The sequence below is a fragment of the uncultured Aliiroseovarius sp. genome, from assembly GCF_947492455.1.
GTDB lineage: Bacteria > Pseudomonadota > Alphaproteobacteria > Rhodobacterales > Rhodobacteraceae > Aliiroseovarius.
Window position 1 is genome coordinate 508,677 of sequence record NZ_CANLNB010000004.1, and the last position, 14,786, is coordinate 523,462.

At 60.0% G+C, this 14,786-nt stretch carries 17 protein-coding genes; 3 read left to right on the top strand and 14 right to left on the bottom strand.

Annotation, left to right across the window (positions count from 1 at the left end):
- The first annotated feature begins 28 nt into the window (after window positions 1-28).
- The 3 genes from Q0677_RS12370 (at window position 29) to Q0677_RS12380 (ending at window position 3,014) form a co-directional block, all read left to right on the top strand.
- Entirely contained in the window at window positions 29-679 is a 651-nt protein-coding gene (locus Q0677_RS12370) for an acyl-homoserine-lactone synthase (protein ID WP_298910211.1), read from the top strand.
- A 75-nt stretch (window positions 680-754) separates the two neighbouring features.
- On the top strand, window positions 755-2,293 hold the full coding sequence (locus Q0677_RS12375) for an AAA family ATPase (RefSeq protein ID WP_298910213.1): 1,539 nt from the start codon (window positions 755-757) through the stop codon (window positions 2,291-2,293).
- Window positions 2,286-3,014 carry an SDR family oxidoreductase gene (locus Q0677_RS12380; protein ID WP_298910214.1) on the top strand — a complete coding sequence of 243 codons (729 nt, stop codon included), beginning with the start codon at window positions 2,286-2,288 and terminating at the stop codon, window positions 3,012-3,014. The genes Q0677_RS12375 and Q0677_RS12380 overlap by 8 nt, the downstream gene beginning before the upstream one ends.
- A gap of 100 nt (window positions 3,015-3,114) precedes the next feature.
- Here Q0677_RS12380 and Q0677_RS12385 read toward each other — a convergent pair whose 3' ends face one another.
- The 14 genes from Q0677_RS12385 to Q0677_RS12450 form a co-directional block, all read right to left on the bottom strand.
- The gene (locus Q0677_RS12385) at window positions 3,115-3,882 is read right to left on the bottom strand and encodes a TIGR02186 family protein (RefSeq protein ID WP_298910216.1); all 768 of its coding nucleotides are present in this window, start codon (window positions 3,880-3,882) and stop codon (window positions 3,115-3,117) included.
- Complete coding sequence (locus tag Q0677_RS12390; protein ID WP_298910218.1) at window positions 3,882-4,799, bottom strand: sulfite exporter TauE/SafE family protein; 918 nt, start codon at window positions 4,797-4,799, stop codon at window positions 3,882-3,884. The genes Q0677_RS12385 and Q0677_RS12390 overlap by 1 nt, the downstream gene beginning before the upstream one ends.
- 54 nt (window positions 4,800-4,853) lie before the next feature.
- The gene (locus Q0677_RS12395) at window positions 4,854-5,666 is read right to left on the bottom strand and encodes a purine-nucleoside phosphorylase (protein ID WP_298910220.1); all 813 of its coding nucleotides are present in this window, start codon (window positions 5,664-5,666) and stop codon (window positions 4,854-4,856) included.
- Entirely contained in the window at window positions 5,650-6,657 is a 1,008-nt protein-coding gene (locus tag Q0677_RS12400) for an ABC transporter permease (RefSeq protein ID WP_298910221.1), read from the bottom strand. The genes Q0677_RS12395 and Q0677_RS12400 overlap by 17 nt, the downstream gene beginning before the upstream one ends.
- A gap of 1 nt (window position 6,658) precedes the next feature.
- A complete protein-coding gene (locus Q0677_RS12405) occupies window positions 6,659-7,765 on the bottom strand; it encodes an ABC transporter permease (protein WP_298910223.1) in 1,107 nt (368 codons plus the stop codon).
- A complete protein-coding gene (locus Q0677_RS12410; RefSeq protein ID WP_298910224.1) occupies window positions 7,765-9,333 on the bottom strand; it encodes an ABC transporter ATP-binding protein in 1,569 nt (522 codons plus the stop codon). Before Q0677_RS12410 ends, Q0677_RS12405 begins: the two co-directional genes overlap by 1 nt.
- A gap of 7 nt (window positions 9,334-9,340) precedes the next feature.
- Window positions 9,341-10,336, bottom strand: a complete 996-nt coding sequence (locus Q0677_RS12415) for a BMP family ABC transporter substrate-binding protein (RefSeq protein ID WP_298910225.1) — start codon at window positions 10,334-10,336, stop codon at window positions 9,341-9,343.
- Window positions 10,337-10,518: 182 nt separating this feature from the next.
- Complete coding sequence (gene rimI, locus Q0677_RS12420; RefSeq protein ID WP_298910226.1) at window positions 10,519-10,941, bottom strand: ribosomal protein S18-alanine N-acetyltransferase; 423 nt, start codon at window positions 10,939-10,941, stop codon at window positions 10,519-10,521.
- A 6-nt stretch (window positions 10,942-10,947) separates the two neighbouring features.
- Window positions 10,948-11,541 (bottom strand): tRNA (adenosine(37)-N6)-threonylcarbamoyltransferase complex dimerization subunit type 1 TsaB, encoded by a 594-nt coding sequence (gene tsaB / locus Q0677_RS12425; protein ID WP_366940973.1) that lies wholly within the window; start codon window positions 11,539-11,541, stop codon window positions 10,948-10,950.
- A gap of 4 nt (window positions 11,542-11,545) precedes the next feature.
- A complete protein-coding gene (locus tag Q0677_RS12430) occupies window positions 11,546-12,106 on the bottom strand; it encodes a NifU family protein (protein WP_298910230.1) in 561 nt (186 codons plus the stop codon).
- A gap of 49 nt (window positions 12,107-12,155) precedes the next feature.
- Window positions 12,156-12,524 (bottom strand): hypothetical protein, encoded by a 369-nt coding sequence (locus tag Q0677_RS12435; protein WP_298910232.1) that lies wholly within the window; start codon window positions 12,522-12,524, stop codon window positions 12,156-12,158.
- A gap of 59 nt (window positions 12,525-12,583) precedes the next feature.
- The gene (locus tag Q0677_RS12440) at window positions 12,584-13,039 is read right to left on the bottom strand and encodes a universal stress protein (RefSeq protein ID WP_247094263.1); all 456 of its coding nucleotides are present in this window, start codon (window positions 13,037-13,039) and stop codon (window positions 12,584-12,586) included.
- 74 nt (window positions 13,040-13,113) lie between these two features.
- Window positions 13,114-13,980, bottom strand: a complete 867-nt coding sequence (locus Q0677_RS12445; protein ID WP_298910233.1) for a branched-chain amino acid aminotransferase — start codon at window positions 13,978-13,980, stop codon at window positions 13,114-13,116.
- A 231-nt stretch (window positions 13,981-14,211) separates the two neighbouring features.
- The gene (locus Q0677_RS12450; protein ID WP_298910235.1) at window positions 14,212-14,646 is read right to left on the bottom strand and encodes a DUF1489 domain-containing protein; all 435 of its coding nucleotides are present in this window, start codon (window positions 14,644-14,646) and stop codon (window positions 14,212-14,214) included.
- Window positions 14,647-14,786 lie beyond the last annotated feature (140 nt).

Sequence of the window (14,786 nt, forward strand, 5' to 3'; positions counted from 1 at the left end):
TAACCACACGGACAAAGGAGCTCCACTCATGCTGCGTTACCTCTATGGCAATGATCTTTCGAAATTCCCTCTGCTGGCTGAAACCATGTTTCAGGATCGGGCTAAACAATTCTCGCACCGTCTTGGCTGGGACGTTTCGGTCGACGAGAAGGGATATGAGCGCGACGAGTACGACGACATGAACCCGCTTTACGTGATCTGGGAACAGGCCGATGGCCGTCACGGCGGGTCCATGCGCTTTCTACCCACGGTCGGGCAAACAATGGTGAATGACCACTTCAGCCATCTGACCGACGGCGTCCATATCGAAAGCCCGCTGATCTGGGAATGCACCCGCTTCTGCCTGTCCCCAAGCGCAGATCGTCGTGCATCTGCGGCTTTGGCGCTGGGTGCGGGCGAGATCATGGATACGTTCAAGCTGGAACACTATGTTGGCGTGTTCGACCCCCGCATGGAACGTATCTATCGTCTGATGGGCCTCGAGCCCGAGGTGATCGGCATGGCCGGTGAGGGTCGCGACCGTATCGGTGTTGGCCTCTGGTCGATGGATGAAAGCGCGTTTGAACCCACCTTGAAGAAGGTCGGCGTATCGCGCGAGGTCAGCCAAGGCTGGCTGCGGTATTCACTGTCGACGGTCAACCGTGCGCCTGCGCCGCAAATTATGCCGCGTAGCGCCTGATCAATCCTCAAGAAAATCGGCGACCAGCGTCTTCGGGCGCTGGTGCTGCCCATGCGCGCGCGATAGGGTCGCGGCATGACCGAACGATCCCCTGTTACCTTCTCGGACGACCAAGCCGAAGCGCATGACCGCGTCTCTGATATGCTGCGCCTGTCGGGCGTCAATCTGGACGATGCGCTTCTAACACCAGTGGCGGATGGCAAGTCGCAGGTAATGGCTGTGATCGGCAAGGCCGGATCCGGCAAGACGCTGCTGCTGGCCGAACTCTACCGCGCGCTGGAAGATGCGGGGGTCGAGGTGATCTCGGGCGATTGGGAGGGCAAGCGCCGCAAGGAACGCCGTACTCTGGCCATTCTGGCCCCGACCAACAAGGCAGCCAGCGTGCTGCGCAACCGGGGTGTGCCGGCGACGACCATTCACCGCATCCTTTACACGCCCGTCTACGACCCCGAATACGAAAAGATCGCGGAATGGCTGGCCGGGAACGGCGACCGACCCGAGATCGAGGGACTGACGGACGAGGCGCTGGATCGTGCCTTCTCCTTCTATCAGACCCAGAAATCCATCCCCGGTGCGCTGGCAGCGGCTGGGCTTCGTGGGTCCGACTTTATTACCGGCTGGAAGCGGCGCGATGACCCGCTGGACATCGGTTTTGTCGACGAAAGCTCGATGCTGGATGAAAAGCAATTCGAGGATCTGCGCGAGATTTTCCCGACCTTGGTCCTGTTCGGCGACCCTGCGCAGCTGGCCCCGGTGGGGCAGTCCGGCAAGATGATCTTTGACGACATCAAGGGTCCAAGAAGGCAGGTTCTGCATCGCATCCACCGTCAGGAAGATGACAACCCCATTCTGGATCTGGCGCACGCTTTGGCGGATGACAGCCTTGATTTCGACGGCTTTGAACGGATGATTCATCAGGCTGCCGCGCGCGATGATCGTGTCGTGGTGGCGCAGCGCGCCAATGCTGACCTGATGGCACGCTCGCCTGTGCTGGTCTGGCGCAACAAGACGCGCGTGCGGTTGATCCAGGCCTTCCGATCCGCCTTTCACGCCCCCGAGATCGAGCTTCTGCCCGGCGAACCCCTGATCTGTGACGGGATCGAGTTGCCGCTGAAGCACCGCAAGAAACGCATCGACCTTGAGGCGCGTGGTCTGATCAAAGGCGCGCAATGTGTCTATCTGGGGCCGGGGAAACGGCCCGGGTTTTCGCGGTTACATGTGTTGGGCGCAGAGGATCCTCAGGTTTCGGCAGCGTCGATCGTGAAGATCGAAAAACCGGATGAAGAAGAGCCGTTCATCCCCTTTGCTGCCCGTATGGGCGCGGCCTTTCTGCACGGGGCGGCGGTGACCATCCACAAGGCGCAGGGTTCGCAATGGCCTGAGGTGCAGGTCTTTGCCCCGGATATTGCGGCGGCGGCCTGGGCGGGGCGGAAAGAGGCTGGATTGCCTCTGTGGAAGCGGTTGGCTTACGTGGCGATCACCCGGGCCGAGACGCGACTGCATTGGGTGACGCGCTATGCGATGGCACGACCGCAAGGGGATCTGTCGACAGCGGATCTGCCCGCAAAACCCACAACCTTGACACTGGAAGCACAAGGAGCGCCTGATGCCTAGCATTCTGATCACCGGGGCCAGTGCTGGCATTGGTCGCGCCGTCGCCGAGTTGTTTCTGGCCGAAGGCTGGACCGTCGGCCTGCTAGCACGGCGCAAAGAGGCGCTGGACGAGATCGCCGAGGGGCAGGAGAACGCGCATGTGCTGGTTGCGGATGTCTCGGATCCTGACGCAGTCAGCGCGGCGTTTGACCAGTTTGCCGCGATAGCAGGTCGTCTGGATGTGCTGTTCAACAACGCAGGCCTGTTCTCGCCCGCCGCGCCGATTGACGAGGTCGCGGTCGAGGACTGGACCCGCGCGGTGTCGGTCAACCTGACCGGTATGTTTCTGTGCGCCCGCGCGGCCTTTGCTCAGATGCGCGCGCAATCCCCGCAGGGTGGGCGGATCATCAACAATGGCTCGATCAGCGCCCATGTCCCGCGCGAGGGGGCCGTGACCTATACCGTCACAAAACACGGGATCACCGGGTTGACCCGGCAGCTAAGCCTTGATGGGCGCCCCTTTGACATTGCCTGCGGCCAGATCGACATCGGCAACGCGCGGACGGATCTGTTGCAAGGCATCATCGACGCCGCAGTGGCGGAAGGTGATGTGCCGCCCCCGTCGATGGATGTGGGAGAAGTCGCGAAGTCAGTCCTGCACATGGCGCAGTTGCCGCCCGAGGCGAACGTGCAGTTCATGACCGTGATGGCGACCAAGATGCCCTATATCGGGCGCGGTTAACGCGCGGGCTTTCGGTGGCTCACTGCGTGAGCCTGAAGGGGCTTTGCCCCTCTGCGCGTCGCGCATTCACCCCAAGGTATTTAAGACAAGAAAATGGGTGTCAGTTACGCAGGATCATGCGGAAGGCAGCCGATGCGCCCCAGCCTGCGGCGATGGCGATCACCAGCGATAGCAGACCATAGATCAGCGGCTGTTCATGGGCCAGATTGAAGATCCAGCGCTCTAACCCGACTTTCTGCACGTTGATGATCGTCTCGTATTCCGAGGTCACCTGACCACCGCGCGTCAACAGGATCCGCGTGCGATAGTCGCCCTCGGTCAGGTTGGCGGGCAGGGCGATACGCGTTTCAAAAAGCGTGTCCTGCGCCAATTTGACCGAGTTTTCCAAACGTTTGTAGAGGCCCGATTTCTCGCGGATGCGGATCAGAGCGTCGGTGAACTCGCGCGGGTCGTCGATGTTGAACGGATTATCCGAGATTTGGATCGAACGTTCGACCGAGATCAGGTGCTGGAAGTCGTCCAGCTTCGAAATCGTGTTGTCCAGCGTGTTCGAGGTGGCAATGGCGTAGAAACTGGGGGCGGCGGCAAGTTCCATCGCGTCGGTGTTTACCCAGATGCCAAAGCGCTTGTCTTTCTTGCGCACGGTGATGGGGGCGCTTGGTCCCTCGACCACAACCACGACCCCAAGCGGGCTGTCCTCTGGGGGCGGGCTTTCGCGTTTAACTGCGCCGAAGATCAGGATTTCCGAGCCAACAAAGGTGGCGGTGATCGACACCCGGTTTTGGCTGAGGCCCGCGACGATTTCCTCGGCCCGGGTGGGCAGGGCCGACAGGAAGAATAGGGCGATGATGGACAGGATACGCAGCATCAGTGCCCCCCTACCGCGCCAAGTTCAAACAGTTCGGCAGGCTGGATCAGCAGATCCAGGCCCAGTTTGCCGCAGACTGCCAGAACCATGATCGCCAAGAGGACGCGGAGCTGTTCCGCTTTTAAGCGCACGCCGATCTGGGCACCGATCTGGGCGCCGATGACACCGCCGATCAGCAGTAGCACGGCCAGCCCCATATCCACGGTGAAGTTGGTGGTGGCGTGCAGGAGCGTGGTGAAGGCGGTGACGAAGATGATCTGGAACAGCGAGGTTCCGACCACAACTTTCGTCGGCATCCCAAGCAGATAGATCATGGCGGGCACCATGATGAAGCCGCCGCCCACACCCATGATGGCGGCAAGGATACCGACGAGAACGCCCACCAGAACCGGTGGAATGACCGAGATATACAGCCCCGAGGTGCGGAACTTCATCTTGAAGGGCAGGTTGTGGACCCACGTGTGTTTGCGCCGTTTGGGCACGCCCCCGCCTTTGCGTGACTTCATAATCGCGCGCAGGCTTTCGACGAACATCAGGGACCCGATGATGCCCAGAAAGACCACGTAGGACAGTTTGACCAGAAGATCGACTTGCCCGATGGCCTTCAACGCATTGAAAAGTTGAACACCAAGCGCTGCGCCGATCAAACCTCCGACCAAGAGCACACAGCCCATTCGGAGATCCACCGTCTTTCGTTTCAAATGTGCGAGCACCCCGGAAAACGAGCTTGCGACGATCTGGTTTGCTTCGGTCGCAACGGCGACTGCAGGCGGAATGCCGATGAAAAACAGCAGCGGGGTCATCAAGAAGCCCCCGCCGACGCCGAACATGCCGGATAGGATACCCACAATGCCACCGAGGCCCAGCAGAAGGAACGCGTTTACGGACACTTCGGCGATTGGCAGGTAGATCTGCATAAGGCGGGGTACTCTGGATGTTCAGTCTTGGGATTGGCCCATTAATGGCCCAAATCAGGCGGGCTCGTCACCTGTTAAGTAGCGTCGAACCAGTTTTTCCAGCTTTTCAGCGCCAAGTGGAGCCATTTTTTTAGTGTGTTCGTGGCTAATCGCTTCGTCCGACAGGCCTTGGGCCATGTTGGTGATGGTCGAAAAGCCCGCAACACGCAGTCCAAGGAAGCGTGCCAGAATCACTTCGGGCACAGTCGACATGCCCACGGCATCCGCGCCGAGGGTGTGAATGGCGCGAATTTCGGCGGGGGTTTCAAACGACGGGCCAGAGTACCACGCATAGGTGCCTTGTTGCAGGGCGATGCCTTCCTCTGACGCGATACGTTGGAAATCACCCACCATTTCCGGATCATAGGCGCCGCCCATCGGGACAAACCGCGCATCGGTCTTTTCCCCGATCAGCGGGTTCAGGCCCGAGAAGTTGATGTGGTCAGTGATCTGCATCAGATTGCCCGGTGGGATGTCCGCCCGCATCGACCCGGCGGCATTGGTCAGGATCAGACGATCCGCGCCCAATTCGCACAGAACCTCAAGCGGCAGGCGCATCGCGTCCGAACGCCCGTTCTCGTAATAATGCTCCCGCCCTCCGAACACCGCCACGCGGGTGGTGCCCAGCGTGCCGATGGCAAGGTTCGGGTTGTGGCCCGAGACACCGGCATGGGGGAAGCCTTCAAGCCGGCCATAGGGGATCGCAACGCCGTCCACAGCCTCGGCCAGATGGCCAAGACCGGACCCGAGGACCAGTCCGACCTCGACCGGGGCGTCGCCGGCGACAGCGCGGATTTGCTCTGCGAGCGCCTTAGCGTTCTTTGACATAGGGTTGTCCCCCGGCTTTGGGTGCGATTGCGGACCCGACGAAGCCTGCAAGGATCACGACGGTCAGGATGTAGGGCAGGGCCTGCATGAACTGGACCGGAATGACGAAGCCGCCAAGGTCGATGTTTTGATAACGGTTCGCGATGGCTTCCAAGAGACCAAAGAGGAACGTCGCCCCCAGTGCAGGCACCGGTTTCCACTTGGCGAAGATCAGGGCCGCCAGCGCGATATAGCCGCGCCCGGCGGACATTTCCTTGATGAAGCCCGCGCCAAGGCCGGTCGCCAGATATACGCCGGACAGGCCGCAGAGTGTACCGGCGATGGCCATCGAGGCATATCGCAGCTTGATCACGGACACGCCCGCTGTATCCACGGCGGCTGGGTTTTCACCCACCGCACGCAGGCGCAGGCCGAACCGGGTGCGGAACAGGACGAACCATGACAGCGGAACCATCAGCAGGGCGACATAGACCAGAATGGTGTGGCCTGAGATGAACTCGGAATAGACCTGTTGGATCGGGTTGGCTTGGTCGATCAACACGCGCAGCGGTACACCCGCGGCTTCGGCATCGGACCGACCAAGGGCAAAGGGCAGTTCGATGGGCATGAAGCGGCCTTCACCCATCAGGGGCGGCGTACGCCCGCCTTGGCTGAACCACGCTTGCGCGGCCAACACCGTGATGCCCGAGGCCAAGAAGTTCAGCGCCACGCCGGAAATCAGCTGATTGCCGCGGAAGGTGATCGACGCGATGCCATGCACGGCCGAAAAGCTGATCGAGGCGAAGACACCACACAAAAGGCCCAGCCAGACGGATCCGGTGACGGCAGCAACCGCGGCTGACATGAAGGCCGAGACAAGGATCTTGCCCTCAAGCCCGATGTCAAAGATCCCGGCACGCTCGGAAAAGAGGCCAGCAAGACAGGCAAACAACAAGGGCGTCGCAAGGCGCAAGCCTGAGTCTGCAATCTGGATGATCGTCAGGAAATCCATCTTACGCGTCCTTTCGCTTGGCAGCGGCAATGAACATACGTTCGACCGGCATGCGCACCATGTTGTCCAGCGCGCCCGTGAACAGGATCACCAAGCCCTGAATGACGATGATCAGCTCGCGCGGGATTTTCGACCACAAGGACAGCTCGCTACCGCCCTGATAGAGGAAGCCGAACAGAAGTGCCGCCAGCAGCACGCCGAACGGGTGGTTGCGGCCCATCAAGGCTACCGCGATACCGATAAAGCCTGCGCCCTCGACCGCGTTCAAGATCAGACGCTCGTGCTGACCCATTGTGGCATTGACCGCCATCAGGCCGGAAATGGCGCCCGACAACATCATGGCGACGATGATGATCTTGGTGGGCGAGATGCCCGCATAGACCGAGGCCGTCGGGCTTTCGCCAAAGGCGCGGATCTCGTACCCCAGCCGCGAGCGGTTCATTAGCAAATAGACGACGACGCACATGGCCAGCGCGATAAACAGCGACACGTTGGCGGGCGCGGATTTCGAGAAGCTGATGCCCAACGGGGCCAGAAGCTCGTGCAGCGTGGGCAGGTTGGTCACGTCCGGGAAGCTGGCCGAGGCACTTTCCTGCGCGCCTTTCAGCTTCAGGGGACCGATCAGCAGATAGCCCATCAGCGCGGTTGCAATGAAGTTGAACATGATCGTGGTAATCACCACGTGGCTGCCGCGTTTGGCCTGTAAATAGGCCGGGATCAGCGCCCAACCGGCGCCAAAAATGGCACCTGCGATCATCGCGAAGACCAGCGCGATGGTCCAGTGCGGCATCAGTACGGTTGGGATAAACAGACAGGCAATGCCAACGCCCAAGCCACCGATCATCGCCTGACCCTCGCCGCCAATGTTGAACATCGCGGCCTTGAAGGCGATGGACACGGCAAGCCCGGTGAAGATGAAGTTGGTGGTGTAATAAAGCGTGTAGCCCCAGCCATAGGTCGACCCGAACGCGCCGTCGATCATAGTCATCAGCGCCTTGAACGGATTTTCCCCGATGGCGAAGATCACCAGCCCCGACAGAACAAAGGCGATCAGCAGGTTCAGAAAAGGAATAAGGGCGACGTCAGCCCATTTCGGCATCTTGTCCATCAGCTGTCTCCTTCCCCGGTGACACCGGCCATCAACAGGCCAAGCTCGCGTTCATCGGTTTGATCGGGCATGCGTTCGCCCATGATATGGCCGTCAAACATCACGGCGATGCGGTCGGACAGCGACAGGATCTCTTCCAACTCGACCGAGACCAGAAGCACGGCCTTGCCCTGATCACGCAAGCCGATGATTTGCTTGTGGATGAACTCGATCGCGCCGATGTCCACGCCGCGTGTGGGCTGGCCGACCAGAAGCAGGTCGGGGTTGCGCTCAATCTCGCGGGCCACAACGATTTTCTGTTGGTTCCCGCCCGAGAAGCTTTTGGCCTGAAGGCTCGGGATCGGCGGGCGGACGTCGAAACGATCCATTTTGTCCTGTGCGATCTCGACCATCTTGGCGTTGTCCATCAGAAGCGCGTTCTTCTGGAACTCTTCTTCATGGTGATAGCCGAACGCGATGTTCTGCCAGGCAGGGAAGTTCATGATCAGCCCGTGCTCCTGACGATCTTCCGGCACGTGTGCAATCCCGCGTTCGCGCCGCGAGCGACCGTCCGAATACTTGCCTGTCAGGTCAATCGGGTCGCCATTGATGCGGATTTCGCCAGTGGCCGTCGCATAGCCCCCTAGAACCTCCAACAGTTCCGACTGACCATTGCCCGAGACACCGGCAATGCCCAGAATCTCCCCCGCTCGGACATTCAGGTTGATGCCCTTCAAGCGCTCGACCCCGTGGTCGTCAACCATATGCAAGTCTTTGACTTCCAACACGTTGTCTCCCGGCTGCGCTGGCACTTTATCGACGCGCAGAAGCACTTTACGCCCGACCATAAGCTCGGCCAGTTCTTCCGGATTGGTGTCTTTGGTTTTCACCGTCGCGGTCATCTGACCACGGCGCATCACGGACACAGTGTCGGTGATCTCCATGATCTCGCGCAGCTTGTGGGTGATCAGGATGATGGTTTTGCCCTGATCGCGCAGCCCGTTCAGGATGCGGAACAGGTGGTCGGCCTCGGCCGGTGTCAGAACGCCCGTCGGTTCGTCCAAGATCAGGATGTCAGCTTCGCGATAGAGCGCCTTGAGGATCTCGACACGTTGCTGCGTCCCAACGCCCAAATCTTCGATCAGGGCCTCGGGGTTCACGTGGAGTTCGTACTCATCTGCAAGTGATTTCAGTGTCTTGCGTGCCTTGGCCAGCGACGGACGCAGCATCGCGCCGTCTTCGACCCCAAGGATTACGTTTTCAAGCACCGAGAAATTTTCGACCAGTTTAAAGTGCTGGAACACCATCCCGATGCCGGCGCGAATGGCGGCCTGACTGTCAGGGATCTGGGTTTCTTGGCCGTGAATGAAGATCTGACCTTCATCGGCTTTGTAGAACCCATAGAGAATGGACATCAGGGTCGATTTGCCCGCACCGTTTTCGCCGATGATCCCGTGGATCGTCCCCGGCTGTACGGAAATCGAGATGTCCTTGTTCGCCTGCACCGGGCCAAACGCCTTCGAGATGCCGCGAAGCTCGATTGCGGGGGCAACAGTCGCCTGTTGCCCCTCGGTTTTTGCGCCTACCATGGTCGGATCAGAAGTCCAGAACCGGGCAGCTGTCGTCGGACATATAGTCGTGTACGACCAGTTCGCCCGAGATGATCTTGGCGGCAGCAGCGTCTACAACGGCTTTCATTTCGTCCGAAACCAGTGCTGCGTTGTGTTCATCCAGAGCGTAACCAACACCTTCCGCGGCCAGGTTCATGACTTGAACGCCCGGTTTGATATCGGCGCCGGCTTTCATGGCCTCATATACAGCCACGTCCACGCGCTTCAGCATCGAGGTCAGGACCTTGCCCGGCTGCAGGTGGTTCTGGTTCGAGTCCACGCCGATCGACAGGATGCCTTCGTCAGCTGCGGTTTGCAGAACACCCAGACCGGTGCCGCCAGCAGCTGCATACACGATGTCAGCGCCTTGGCTGATCTGTGCTTTGGTCAGCTCGCCGCCTTTTACGGGGTCGTTCCAAGCTGCCGGGGTGGTGCCGGTCATGTTGGCAATCACGGTTGCATCCGGGTTCACCGCTTTCACGCCTTCAGCATAGCCACAGGCGAATTTGCGGATCAGCGGGATATCCATGCCGCCGATGAAGCCCACGGTGCCCGATTTCGAGGCAGTCGCGGCCATCATGCCGACCAGATACGAGCCTTCATGCTCGGAAAATGCCACGTTCAGAACGTTCGGAGCATCCGACCAACCGTCGATCGTGACGAAGGTCGTGTCTGGATAATCAGGTGCCACTTCCGAGATCGGAGTCGACATCGCAAAGCCCATGGTGATCACGGGGTTGGCACCAGTTTCCGCAAAGCGGCGCAGCGCCTGTTCACGCTGAGCTTCCGACTGCAGTTCGACCTCAAGATACGAACCGCCGGTCTCAGCGGCCCATTTCTCGGCGCCATTGAAGCCAGCTTCGTTGAAGGATTTGTCAAATTTACCGCCCAAGTCGAAAATGATTGCGGGCTCGGCCAGCGCGGCACCTGCGGTCAGGGCCAACGACGCGGCTGCGCCTAGAAAGCTTTTCATCAGGGTCATTTCAATTCTCCCGGTTGTTGTTGTTGTGGGGCCGCACGGACCGCATGTCTGCCGATTCCCCAAAAGTCTGCGAGCAGATCGCTGCACAGGATCATCCGGGATTTTCATGCGAGGGCAAGAGGAGATACCGATATTTGTTCGCCGCAGTGCCGCAAAACTTGGGGAAAATCAGAAGGTTCACCTTAGGTAAGGTGCTTCTCCATCAAGATTGCGTCGCAGGTCGTGCCGTCGGATCGGGTGTAATAAGCGGGCCGTTGGCCGCAGGTAGACCAGCCCGCTTTGCGGTAAAGTGCGCGCGCGGCGGCATTATCGTCCGCGACTTCCAGAAAGGCGCGCGTGGCCCCCCGATCAGCGGCGGTGCATTCGAAATCCTGCAACAATTTTTCGCCGATCCCGTGTCCTTGTGCCTCGGGGGCGACGGCCACGGTCAAAAGCTCGGCTTCATCGACCACGACGCGCCCCATGGCAAAGCCGTTGGGCTGGGCAACAGTGAATACAAGCGGTGAGGTCTGAAGCTGCGCAATCTCATCCGCACTCCAGCCGCGCGTTGCGACGAAGGCCGCGACGTGGATTTCCGACAAGGAGTCTGCAGAGGCGTCAGACATGGCGGATCAGGGCAGGATTACTGGTGCCGGATCGCGCGGAGGGGCTGCGTCGGCGGAGCGGATATAGAGCGGGGCAGGGCGGTCAGCGGTTTCACCCGCAAGCAGACGTTCGGCAGCGATCTGGGCGATGGCCGGGGCCGGATGTGTTAAGGTGTCGGGGCCGATACGGTCGCCGGTCAGGGTTGCAACCTCGTCACCCGTGATCAGGTTGGGCGCGGTGCTGTCATCGTCCGTGAACTGCTGCACATAGAAGTGATCCCGCCGCGCGTCGATCAAAGACCAGACAGGGCGGGGGGCGTCAAAAGCCTGCGCCTCAAGCGACGACACACCAATCGCGGGGACACCCAAAGACAAGGCCAACCCGCGCGCCGCCGAGACCGAAATGCGAATACCGGTGAAGTTGCCTGGCCCCACGCCCACGCCGATGGCGCACAGGTCGGCCCATGCGACGTTTGCTTCTGCCAGAACCTCTTCCAGCAGCGGAAACAGTCGTTCGGCTTGACCTTTCGCCATGTCCTCGTGCTTTTCAGCGACAATTGTGTCCCCGCACAGCAAAGCGGCCGCGCAATGCGCGGCCGATGTGTCAAATGCCAAGATCACAGGATCAGGCCGCAACGGGGCGTACCTCGACCACTTCGGGGATGTAGTGCTTCAGCAGGTTCTCGATCCCCATTTTCAGGGTCAGGGTCGAGGACGGGCAGCCCGCGCAGGCACCCTGCATGTGCAGGTAAACGATGCCGCGATCAAAGCCGTGGAAGGTGATGTCGCCACCATCTTGGGCCACGGCGGGGCGGACGCGGGTGTCCAGCAGCTCTTTGATTTGCTCGACGATTTCGCCGTCTTCGCCCGTGTGTTCCGCATGGCCCGAGGCTGCGGCTTCGCCTGCCATGACCGGCTGGCCCGACTGGAAATGCTCCATGATCGCGCCAAGGATGGCGGGTTTGATGTGATCCCAATCGACCGCGTCGTCCTTGGTCACGGTGACGAAATCAGCGCCAAAGAACACGCCGGTTACGCCGTTCACCTTGAAGACACGCGCCGCCAGCGGCGAGCCGTCAGCAGCGTCGGCAGTCGGGAAATCAGCGGTTCCAGCCCCCAATACGTCCTGACCGGGCAGGAACTTTAGCGTTGCAGGGTTCGGAGTGGATTCAGTCTGAATGAACATGGGCGCACCTTTTTTGTCAGGTTTGATATGGGCCTCGCGCGGTCAGGTGTCAACCATCTCGGGCGACCTTCATACTGATCCGCCAGAGCGCAAATCCGCACGCAAGCGCCAACACCATCCCCAAAAGGGCTGCTTGAAGAGCGTAGTCTGGTATCGCAAATGCGGTGTCCCAGATATCGGCACAATCAAGCGCGGCGAGCCATAGGCCGAAGACGGAAAGCCCTAGGCAGAGCAAAAGCACAAGTAGTTCCATACGGGCATATGACTTCTTCATGCACATGAGGCGGATGATCATGGGGATAATTAGCGTGATGAACATCACCACCATCACATCATCGTCGCCGCCGCTGCTTTTCAATTCACGGCAAAGGAATTCCCCACCGGTGGCGTGAAACCCATGAGAAAGCGTGTTCCACATCAAGCCGACAACCGAAATGGTCGCAAGCGAAGCAAGATAAAGCAGGTTTAAAACCGTCTTCAAGTGATCGCTTCAAGACGTTCCTTGGTCATCGTGCCGGGCACAATGGTAATCGGGATCGGCAGATCGGCGGCGGCGCGGGTCATTTGCGTCACCAGCGGGCCGGGCCCAGCTTTTCCTTCGCCCGCGCCCAGAACCAGCACGCCTACATCGGGGTTTTCGCGCACATGGGCCAGTATTTCCGGCACGGCCTCGCCCTCGCGGATGACCAGTTCAGGTTCAACATCCTGCCTGTCGCGCATCCATTTCGCGAAGACCTCGTAATGTACGGTGATCCGTTCGCGTTCTTCCTCGCGCATCAACTCGCCCACACCGATCCAGTGATTGAATTCGTCTGGCGGAATGATCGACAGAACCGTAACACCTCCGCCCGTATGGGCCGCACGCATGGCGGCGAACCGCATCGCGTTCAGGCATTCGCGGCTGTCATCCAGAATTACGAGAAACTTGCGCATAGATGTCCTCCGAAACGGGATTACTCTGCCCGAGCAGTTGGGGAGTGTCTATCGTTTTTCTACGATCCCGCGTCTTAGCCCGCCCCGGAAAGCGCCCAGTCCCAATAGAGCTCGCGCACCCGCTGTGTCACCGGACCGACGTTATATTGCGTGTCTTCAAAGGCGCTGACGGGGGTGACTTTCGACATGTTGCCCGAGGTGAACACCTCGTCCGCATTGTGAAAGTCGTCATAGCCAAGAACGGTTTCATGCACGGTGTATCCGTCGGCGCGCAGGTTCTTGATGTGCCGGGCGCGGGTGATTCCAGCCAAGAAGCAGCCATTGGCGATCGGGGTGAAGATCTCGCCGTCTTTGACCATGAAGATGTTGGCCGTTGCGGTCTCGGCCACATTACCCATCACGTCGAGCGATATTGCGTTGTCGAAGCCCTTGGCGCGGGCTTCCAGCAGCATCCGCGCGTTGTTGGGGTAAAGGCACCCGGCTTTCGCATTCACGATGGCGCTGTCCAAAGTCGGACGGCGGAACTGGGTGGTGGTCAGGCGGGACGAGGCCTTCGGCGGGGCCATCGCGATCTCTTCCAGCGAGATGGCAAAACCTGTGCTGTTTTCGCGCGGGGCCACACCCATATGGCCACCATCAATGGCCCAGTACATCGGGCGGATATAGACGGCGGCATCTTTCGGAAACAGCGCCAAGCCTTCTTTCACGATCTCGATCATCTGTTCGGTCGTCACGGTCGGCGTGATCATCAGCGCCTCGGCCGAGCGGTTGGTGCGCGCGCAGTGTGCGTCTAGATCCGGGTGGACGCCTTCAAAGAATCGCGCCCCGTCGAATACGTTTGTGCCCAGCCACGATCCATGGTCAGCGGCCTTCATCACGGCCAGATCTTCGTTGTGCCATGTCCCGTTGAAATAGGTGCGGATGTTGGTGCCGATTGCCATGGTGTCCTCCTGAAATCGGCTGGAGGCTAACAGCGATTGAAGGTCGTTCCAAGAGCAACAAATGTGAAAACGCTCTGACGGCGTAGGGGGCTGCCGTCAGAGCGTAGATTGCGTGCGATCGGACCAGACGGGCACGCGGTGTGCCTGTGGTTTATCCGGGCGGGCAGCCGGAAAAACGATGGTCAGCACAGGGGAACTATCGCGTACTGATGCAAAGTTTTTGTGACAGGATCAGCGGATGCCGATTTTCGCCAGCGCCGAGGCCAGTTCGGCGGGCAGGGGCTCTTTGTCGGACGGCGCATCGGCTTTTAGATCACGCGGCGCATCTTCCGCCGACAGATAGCGCCAGCCCTGAAACGCCCGGCGCGGGGTGCTTTCGGTCAGGACGACGTCGTGATCCAGCACCAAACCGCAGCGGCGAATACCGTCTTGCCCGATGACTTCGTCCAGGCGTAGAACGCGCTGACGGGCCAAGATTAGCCCCTTGAACACCCAAAATAGAGAGCCGCCCGCCAGCAGTTCGGCCTCGCGTTTGGGCCACATGCGGGTGACGTGCATTGGGTTCGGCAATCCGGTCTGTCCCATGCGCATATTCTGCCATGCGGTCAGGTCTTCGACCTTCTCGGCGCCAACGCATAGTTTTACCAGATTTACGTACTTTACCATCTTCCACATCTACATGTAGTGTTCTAGAAGTCCGATCTTACGCGCCCTGTTCGGGATTCGCAATCGCTGCACGTGCCGGTTGCAACGCTCGGAAAAGGGGACGATGCCATTGACCAAAATGGGCCGCTCACGTATCGTGG

What these genes read in the sequence shown, in the direction of transcription:
- Q0677_RS12370 (WP_298910211.1), top strand. Translation starts at nt 29, where the DNA reads ATGCTGCGTTACCTCTATGGCAATGATCTTTCGAAATTCCCTCTGCTG.
- Q0677_RS12375 (WP_298910213.1), top strand. Translation starts at nt 755, where the DNA reads ATGACCGAACGATCCCCTGTTACCTTCTCGGACGACCAAGCCGAAGCG.
- Q0677_RS12380 (WP_298910214.1), top strand. Translation starts at nt 2,286, where the DNA reads ATGCCTAGCATTCTGATCACCGGGGCCAGTGCTGGCATTGGTCGCGCC.
- Q0677_RS12385 (WP_298910216.1), bottom strand. Translation starts at nt 3,882, where the DNA reads ATGCTGCGTATCCTGTCCATCATCGCCCTATTCTTCCTGTCGGCCCTG.
- Q0677_RS12390 (WP_298910218.1), bottom strand. Translation starts at nt 4,799, where the DNA reads ATGCAGATCTACCTGCCAATCGCCGAAGTGTCCGTAAACGCGTTCCTT.
- Q0677_RS12395 (WP_298910220.1), bottom strand. Translation starts at nt 5,666, where the DNA reads ATGTCAAAGAACGCTAAGGCGCTCGCAGAGCAAATCCGCGCTGTCGCC.
- Q0677_RS12400 (WP_298910221.1), bottom strand. Translation starts at nt 6,657, where the DNA reads ATGGATTTCCTGACGATCATCCAGATTGCAGACTCAGGCTTGCGCCTT.
- Q0677_RS12405 (WP_298910223.1), bottom strand. Translation starts at nt 7,765, where the DNA reads ATGGACAAGATGCCGAAATGGGCTGACGTCGCCCTTATTCCTTTTCTG.
- Q0677_RS12410 (WP_298910224.1), bottom strand. Translation starts at nt 9,333, where the DNA reads ATGGTAGGCGCAAAAACCGAGGGGCAACAGGCGACTGTTGCCCCCGCA.
- Q0677_RS12415 (WP_298910225.1), bottom strand. Translation starts at nt 10,336, where the DNA reads ATGACCCTGATGAAAAGCTTTCTAGGCGCAGCCGCGTCGTTGGCCCTG.
- rimI (WP_298910226.1), bottom strand. Translation starts at nt 10,941, where the DNA reads ATGTCTGACGCCTCTGCAGACTCCTTGTCGGAAATCCACGTCGCGGCC.
- Q0677_RS12430 (WP_298910230.1), bottom strand. Translation starts at nt 12,106, where the DNA reads ATGTTCATTCAGACTGAATCCACTCCGAACCCTGCAACGCTAAAGTTC.
- Q0677_RS12435 (WP_298910232.1), bottom strand. Translation starts at nt 12,524, where the DNA reads ATGTGGAACACGCTTTCTCATGGGTTTCACGCCACCGGTGGGGAATTC.
- Q0677_RS12440 (WP_247094263.1), bottom strand. Translation starts at nt 13,039, where the DNA reads ATGCGCAAGTTTCTCGTAATTCTGGATGACAGCCGCGAATGCCTGAAC.
- Q0677_RS12445 (WP_298910233.1), bottom strand. Translation starts at nt 13,980, where the DNA reads ATGGCAATCGGCACCAACATCCGCACCTATTTCAACGGGACATGGCAC.
- Q0677_RS12450 (WP_298910235.1), bottom strand. Translation starts at nt 14,646, where the DNA reads ATGGTAAAGTACGTAAATCTGGTAAAACTATGCGTTGGCGCCGAGAAG.